Source organism: Paracidovorax anthurii (assembly GCF_003269065.1).
Taxonomy (GTDB): Bacteria; Pseudomonadota; Gammaproteobacteria; order Burkholderiales; family Burkholderiaceae_C; genus Paracidovorax; species Paracidovorax anthurii.
The window spans coordinates 146,828-153,648 of the sequence record NZ_QLTA01000004.1 but is presented as its reverse complement, the minus strand read 5'-3'; the positions used below and the strand labels follow the sequence as shown (position 1 = coordinate 153,648).

The following is a 6,821-nucleotide window of genomic DNA, read 5'->3' as shown; positions in this document are numbered from 1 at the left end:
ACTGATCGCAAGGGAGCGCTTGCGGCCTTCAAGCGCTGCAAGCGCTCGCTGGGGCGGGTGCAAAGTGTGCTGACGGACAGCGGTTACACAGGCGAGCCCTTCGCGCAAGGCGTCAAGGACATCCTGGGTGAGCATGTGACGGTGCAGATCGCCAAGAGAAGCGAGTTGCACACCTTCAAGGTCATGCCCAAGCGCTGGGTGGTTGAGCGCAGCTTTGCTTGGCTGGACAAGAACCGGCGGCTATGGAAGAACTGTGAGCGATGGCTCAACACCAGCTTACAGTTCGTCCACTTGGCGTTTCTGGCTCTGCTACTCAGAAGATCGTAAACACGTTCTAAGACCGTGCCGGGATTCGGACGAGCCTGTGTGGAGATACGATGGATACCTGAAGACATCACCATTCATCGACATGCCCACCACGCCTCAAGCGACCGGGAACGCTGCAGGCGTTCAGGCGCTCGTCCTCATCGCCGAAGATGAGCCAGAGATCGCGACCATCCTGACGGCCTACCTGAACCGCGGCGGCCTGCGTACCGTGCACGCGGCAGACGGGCGCCGGGCACTGGAACTCCATCTCACCCTGAAACCCGACTTGGTGCTGCTGGACGTGCAGATGCCGCAGACCGACGGCTGGCAGGTGCTGGCGGAGATCCGCCACCGCGGCGACACGCCGGTCATCATGCTGACGGCAATGGACCAGGACATCGACAAGCTCACAGGCCTGCGCATCGGCGCGGACGACTACGTGGTCAAGCCTTTCAATGCGGCAGAGGTCGTGGCACGCGTGCTGGCGGTGCTGCGCCGCTCCCGGTCCTGCGGCAACCCGGAACCGCGCGTGCTGCGCGCCAATCCGCTGGAAGTCGACCTGGACCACCATGAGGCGTTCGTGGAGACTGGCAACCAGCGCCACAGGCTGCTTCTCACGCTCACCGAGTTCAAGCTGCTGGCCCAGTTGGTGAAAGCACCAAGGCGTGTCTTCAGCCGGGCCGAGCTGCTGGTCAACTGCCTGCCGGAGGGCGACACCCTGGAGCGGACAGTGGACAGCCACATCAGCAAGCTGCGCAAGAAGCTCGAGGAACTGGGCGTCGAGGGCATACCGACAGGCATCCGCGGCGTGGGCTACAAGCTCTGGGGTGCGAAGTGAAACTGGAGGGCCTGAGCCGGCAGATCGCACGGTCCATGATGGCGATCGCGTTCAGCGTGAGCCTGCTCGTGCTGCTGACGTCCTACGCCTTCTACTTTCTTTGGAAAACCTACTGGCCCGAGAACTTCTCGGACGAAAGCCTGGTCCCTACGGTACCCGAACTGCTCTGGATGATCGGAACGACCATGGCTGGCCTTGCGCTGGCCGTCGTCGTGGCCATCAATCTGTCCAAACGCATCCTGGTGCCCCTGAACTCCGTCGCGGACAGCATCCGCCGGGTGGCGCAAGGCGACCTCGCGGCACGGGCGGATGCAGGAGATCGCTCCCTGGGCGAAGCAGCGTTGCTGGCCGATGACTTCAACCTGCTCGCGGAGAAGCTCCAGCGCATGACGCAGGAGCAGACGTTCTGGAACGCGGCCATTGCCCACGAACTGCGCACGCCCGTGACCATCCTTCGCGGGCGCCTGCAGGGGCTGGCCGAAGGGGTGTTCGAGCCGGAAGAAGCCCTGTTCCAGACGCTGTTGACCCAGGTCGATGGGCTGACGCGGCTGATCGAGGATCTGCGCGTCGTGGGCCTCGCCGAAAGCGGTCACCTCGACCTCCACATCCGGGAAGCCAACCTGGATGAAGAGATCCGGGACGTGGTCGCATTCTGCGATGCAGCACTCCGCTCTGCAGGACAGCGGGCCGTGCTGGACCTGCAGGCGGGCCCGGTGCGTTGCGACCCCATGCGCATCCGCCAGGCCCTGCTCGCACTGATCGAGAACGTCCGCAGGCACGCCGTAGCAGGAGACGTGATCATCCGGACCCACATAGATGGCACCAACGTTCTCCTCAGGGTGGAGGATGAAGGTCCTGGCATCCCGGAGGAGTTTGCATCCCAGGTCTTCACCGCGTTCCGCCGCAACCCTGCAGCACAAGCGGAGACCGATCACAAGGGAACTGGACTCGGATTGGCCGTAGTGGCGGCAATTGCCCATGCGCACCGCGGCCAGGCAAGCTGTCGCCCAACGGCGCGCGGTGGCTCCCTGTTCGAGCTGGCCTGGGCCGGGGCCATCGGAGAACCGGGGGCGAACGCCGCCGGGCAGGCGGCTGATTGAACGCTGGATAGCGCGCCCACAGGCAGAGCAGGAGCACCATCGCCCCCGGACTGCGAAACCCGGCAGTAGATACGTCCATCTCGCCGCCGATGCACTCAGAGCGTATATGGACGCCCCGGTCTGCCAAGCCTCCCGTTCGTGACGGCTTTTACCGTCAGGGGCCAGGAGACCTGCTGATGCCGGGGAAGCCGCATCAAGCAAGCTTTCCCGAAGAGACCTTGACCGTCAAAGACGGTTTCGGTCTGGACAGTGAACGGGACGGTCTTCATCCGGCCTTCGGTTCTTACCGCCAGCTCCACCGCCAACCTGTTCTGCTGGCCGACGATGCCCACCGGTAACTGCCGTGACGTATCTTCATTTAAATCAACACGTTACGACAGTTTTTCGATAACTGGTGATAGTCCCCGAAGGACCTGGTTTCACTCCCACTCGATCGTCGCCGGCGGCTTGCTCGACACGTCATAGGTCACGCGATTGATGCCACGCACCTCATTGATGATGCGCCCCGACACCTTCTTGAGCAGCGCGTACGGCAGCTCGGCCCAGTCGGCGGTCATGAAGTCGCTGGTCTGCACGGCACGCAGGGCGACCACATAGTCGTAGGTGCGGCCGTCACCCATCACGCCCACGCTCTTGACCGGCAGGAACACGGTGAAGGCTTGGCTGGTGAGGTCGTACCAGGTCTTGCCGGTGGCCTCATCCACGTGGTTGCGCAGCTCCTCGATGAAGATCGCGTCGGCGCGGCGCAGCAGGTCGGCGTACTCCTTCTTCACCTCGCCCAGGATGCGCACGCCCAGGCCCGGGCCGGGGAACGGGTGGCGGTAGACCATGTCGTGCGGTAGGCCCAGGGCCACGCCGAGTTCGCGCACTTCGTCCTTGAACAGGTCACGCAGCGGCTCCAGCAGCTTCAGGCCCAGTTGCTCGGGCAGGCCGCCGACGTTGTGGTGGCTCTTGATGGTGACGGCCTTCTTGCTCTTGGCGCCGCCGGACTCGATCACATCGGGGTAGATGGTGCCCTGGGCCAGGAAGGTCGCGCCCTTCTTGGCTGCGCCGGAGGCCGTGAGCTTGGCGGCCTCGGCCTTGAACACATCGACGAACAGGCGGCCGATGATCTTGCGCTTCTGCTCGGGGTCGCTCACGCCGGCCAACTCGCGCAGGAAGAGGTCGCTGGCGTCCACGCGCACGACCTTGGCGTGCAGCTTGCCGGCGAACATGTCCATGACCATGTCGCCTTCATTGAGGCGCAGCAGGCCATGGTCCACGAACACGCAGGTGAGTTGGTCGCCGATGGCGCGGTGGATCAGCGCGGCAGCCACGCTGGAATCGACCCCGCCGGAGAGGCCCAGGATCACTTCCTCGTCGCCCACCTGCGCGCGGATCGATTCGACGGCCTCGGCGATGTGGTCCTTCATGACCCAGTCGGGCTGCACGCCGCAGATGCCCAGCACGAAGCGCTCCAGCAGCGCGCGGCCCTGCACGGTGTGGGTGACTTCCGGGTGGAACTGCACGGCATAGAAGCGGCGCGCCTCGTCGGCCATGCCGGCGATGGGGCAGCTCGGCGTCGAGGCCATGAGCTTGAAGCCCGGGGGCATCTCGGCCACCTTGTCGCCATGGCTCATCCAGACCTTGAGCATGCCGTGGCCTTCGGCCGTGGTGAAGTCGGCGATGTCCTTGAGCAGCGCGGTGTGGCCATGGGCACGCACCTCGGCATAGCCGAATTCGCGCTTGTGGCCGCCTTCCACCTTGCCGCCGAGCTGCTGCGCCATGGTCTGCATGCCGTAGCAGATGCCCAGAACGGGCACGCCCAGATCGAACACGGCCTGCGGGGCCCGGTCGGTGGTGTCCTCGTACACGCTGGCGTGGCTTCCCGACAGGATCACGCCCTTGAGCGAGCCGTCGGCGGCGTACTGGCGCACCCATTCGTCGCCCACGTCGCAGGGGTGCACCTCGCAGTACACATGCGCCTCGCGCACGCGGCGGGCGATGAGCTGGGTGACCTGGGAGCCGAAGTCGAGGATGAGGATCTTCTGGTGTTGCATGGTGGTCGTGAAAGGGAGGAAAAAGGAGGCGAGAGGCGTTGGAAATCAGAGCGTGGAGAGGTCGAGCAGCGCCACGCCACAGCGCCCGGCCACAGCGGCCTGGGCGGCATCGAAGGTGGCGAGCGGCAGGCGCAGCGACCGCGCAAGCCACAGGTAGGCCGCGTCATAGACCGGCAGGCCGGCATCGAGCGCCACGTCCAGCACGGCCTTGTGCTGCGCGGGCGCGAGCTCGTGCAGCTCCACGCGGTGGCGGATGGCGTCGAGCACGCTCCACAGCCCCTCGACGGAACCCTCGGGGATGCGGCCGCTGTGCACGCCGCTTGCAATGAGGTTGCCGCATTCCCACTGCCAGAGATTGGGCGCCTGGGGCTCCACCTCGTCGCGGCGGATGCGGGCATAGAGGCGCCGCGTGTGCTCATTCGCCGCCTCGGGCAGCAGCCACGCGGCCGTCACGGAGGCATCGAGGACGAAGGCTGTCATGCGGCGGCGCTCCGGCCACGGCGGCGCAGAACGGGCACCGTGGCTTCGCTGCCTGCGGCGCGTATGGTGGCGTGCAATGCGTCGATCTGGCCCAGCTCCCGCGCGATCTGCTCGTCGGTGATCACGGGGCGCCGCCGCACGGGCAGCATGCGCACGACCTCCTTGCCATGGCGGGTGATGCGCACTTCCTCGCCCAGCTCCACAAGCTCGATGAGCGCGGAAAAGCGGGTCTTGGCTTCGTAGATGCCAACGGTCTGCATGGAAAATTGCACGGAAAAAAGAAAAGTCTGGCCTGAATCAAAATTCAGACCAGACTTTATCAAACCGACCAGAATCTGGCAATCAGACCAGAAATGAACGCAACGCTTGCTATCGGTAGCGGTGCAAAAGCCCCAACGGCCCAATGCCAGAGCAGCCGTGCAGGGGCCGCCCCGCCGCACCGGCTGCGTCCCCCTTCCCGAATGGCGCAGCCATTCGAGAGAAGGGGGAAGGCGCGCAGCGCCTCAGGGGGTTGCGCCCTTAATCAGCGCGGTAGTTCGGCGCTTCCTTGGTGATCTGCACGTCGTGCACGTGGCTTTCGCGGATGCCGGCCGTGGTGATCTCGACGAACTCGGCCTTGTTGTTCATTTCCTCGATCGTCGCGCAGCCGCAATAGCCCATGGCCGCGCGCACGCCGCCGGCCATCTGGAACACGATGGAGACCATCGAGCCCTTGTAGGGCACGCGGCCTTCGATGCCTTCGGGCACCAGTTTGTCGGCATTGGGGTTGCCGGTGCTGGATTCCTGGAAGTAGCGGTCGGCCGAGCCCTGCTGCATGGCGCCGATGGAGCCCATGCCGCGGTAGCTCTTGTAGCTGCGGCCCTGGAAGAGGATGACCTCGCCGGGCGCTTCTTCCGTGCCGGCGAACATGCCGCCCATCATCACGGTGCTGGCGCCTGCGGCCAGGGCCTTGGCGATGTCGCCGGAGTAGCGGATGCCGCCATCGGCGATCAGCGGCACTCCCGTGCCCTTGAGCGCCGTGGCCACGCTGTCGATGGCCATGATCTGCGGCACGCCCACGCCCGCGACGATGCGCGTCGTGCAGATGGAGCCGGGGCCGATACCGACCTTGACGCCGTCCGCGCCCGCCTCGATCAGTGCAAGCGCCGCCGCGCCCGTGGCGATGTTGCCGCCGATGACGTCCACCTGCGGGTAGTTCTGCTTGACCCAGCGCACGCGGTCGATCACGCCCTTGCTGTGGCCGTGGGCGGTGTCCACCACGATGGCATCGACGCCGGCCTTGACCAGCGCCTCGACGCGCTCCTCGGTGCCCGCGCCCACGCCGACGGCCGCGCCCACGCGCAGGCGGCCGGAGGCATCGCGCGCGGCGTTGGGGAAGCTGGTCTGCTTGGTGATGTCCTTGACGGTGATGAGGCCCTTGAGCTCGAAGGCGTCGTTGATGACGAGCAGGCGTTCGAGCTTGTGCTTGTTGAGCAGCGCCTTGGCCTCGGAGGGCGTGGCGCCCTCCTTCACGGTGACCAGCCTCTCGCGCGGCGTCATGATGTCGCGCACCTTGACGTCGTAGCGCGTCTCGAAGCGCAGGTCGCGGCCCGTGACGATGCCGACGACCTTGCCCGCGTCGCACACGGGGAAGCCCGAGATGCCGAGCTGCTCGGACAGCTGCAGCACCTGCAGCACCGTGTGCTCAGGGGTGATCACCACCGGATCGCGCACCACGCCCGATTCGTAGCGCTTGACCTTGGCCACGTGGGCGGCCTGCTCCTGGGGAGTGAGGTTCTTGTGAACGATGCCGATGCCCCCTTCCTGCGCGATGGCGATGGCCAGACGCGCCTCGGTCACGGTGTCCATGGCGGCGGACACGAGGGGGAGGTTGAGGGAGATATTGCGGGAGAGTTGCGTCGCGAGGGACGTGTCCTTGGGCAGGACCTGGGAGTACGCCGGCACCAGCAACACATCGTCGAAGGTGAGCGCTTTTCCAAGAAGGCGCATGAAGTTTCGCTCCAAAAGAAAGATTGTACCCGCCGGCCATGCGCTTGCCGCGCCACAGGGGCTCGGGCC

At 65.7% G+C, this 6,821-nt stretch carries 7 protein-coding genes; 3 read left to right on the top strand and 4 right to left on the bottom strand.

The window, feature by feature from the left end; all coding sequences use genetic code 11:
* The 3 genes from AX018_RS03930 to AX018_RS03920 all read left to right on the top strand — a co-directional run.
* A partial coding sequence (locus AX018_RS03930) for a transposase (protein WP_146749212.1) occupies nt 1–327 on the top strand: 327 nt, incomplete at its 5' end.
* Between the two features lie 82 nt (nt 328–409).
* Nucleotides 410–1,144: a response regulator gene (locus tag AX018_RS03925; protein ID WP_111876000.1), complete on the top strand. Its 735-nt coding sequence runs from the start codon at nt 410–412 to the stop codon at nt 1,142–1,144.
* The gene (locus AX018_RS03920) at nt 1,141–2,244 is read left to right on the top strand and encodes an ATP-binding protein (RefSeq protein WP_111875999.1); all 1,104 of its coding nucleotides are present in this window, start codon (nt 1,141–1,143) and stop codon (nt 2,242–2,244) included. The genes AX018_RS03925 and AX018_RS03920 overlap by 4 nt, the downstream gene beginning before the upstream one ends.
* Before the next feature lie 419 nt (nt 2,245–2,663).
* Here the strand turns inward: AX018_RS03920 and guaA are convergent, their stop codons facing one another.
* The 4 genes from guaA to guaB form a co-directional block, all read right to left on the bottom strand.
* Nucleotides 2,664–4,283: a glutamine-hydrolyzing GMP synthase gene (guaA, locus tag AX018_RS03910; protein ID WP_111875997.1), complete on the bottom strand. Its 1,620-nt coding sequence runs from the start codon at nt 4,281–4,283 to the stop codon at nt 2,664–2,666.
* Nucleotides 4,284–4,328: 45 nt separating this feature from the next.
* On the bottom strand, nt 4,329–4,763 hold the full coding sequence (locus tag AX018_RS03905; protein ID WP_111875996.1) for a type II toxin-antitoxin system VapC family toxin: 435 nt from the start codon (nt 4,761–4,763) through the stop codon (nt 4,329–4,331).
* Nucleotides 4,760–5,023, bottom strand: coding sequence for a type II toxin-antitoxin system Phd/YefM family antitoxin (locus AX018_RS03900; RefSeq protein WP_111875995.1), 264 nt, complete (start codon nt 5,021–5,023; stop codon nt 4,760–4,762). Before AX018_RS03900 ends, AX018_RS03905 begins: the two co-directional genes overlap by 4 nt.
* Before the next feature lie 259 nt (nt 5,024–5,282).
* Nucleotides 5,283–6,752 carry an IMP dehydrogenase gene (gene guaB, locus AX018_RS03890; protein WP_111875994.1) on the bottom strand — a complete coding sequence of 490 codons (1,470 nt, stop codon included), beginning with the start codon at nt 6,750–6,752 and terminating at the stop codon, nt 5,283–5,285.
* Nucleotides 6,753–6,821 lie beyond the last annotated feature (69 nt).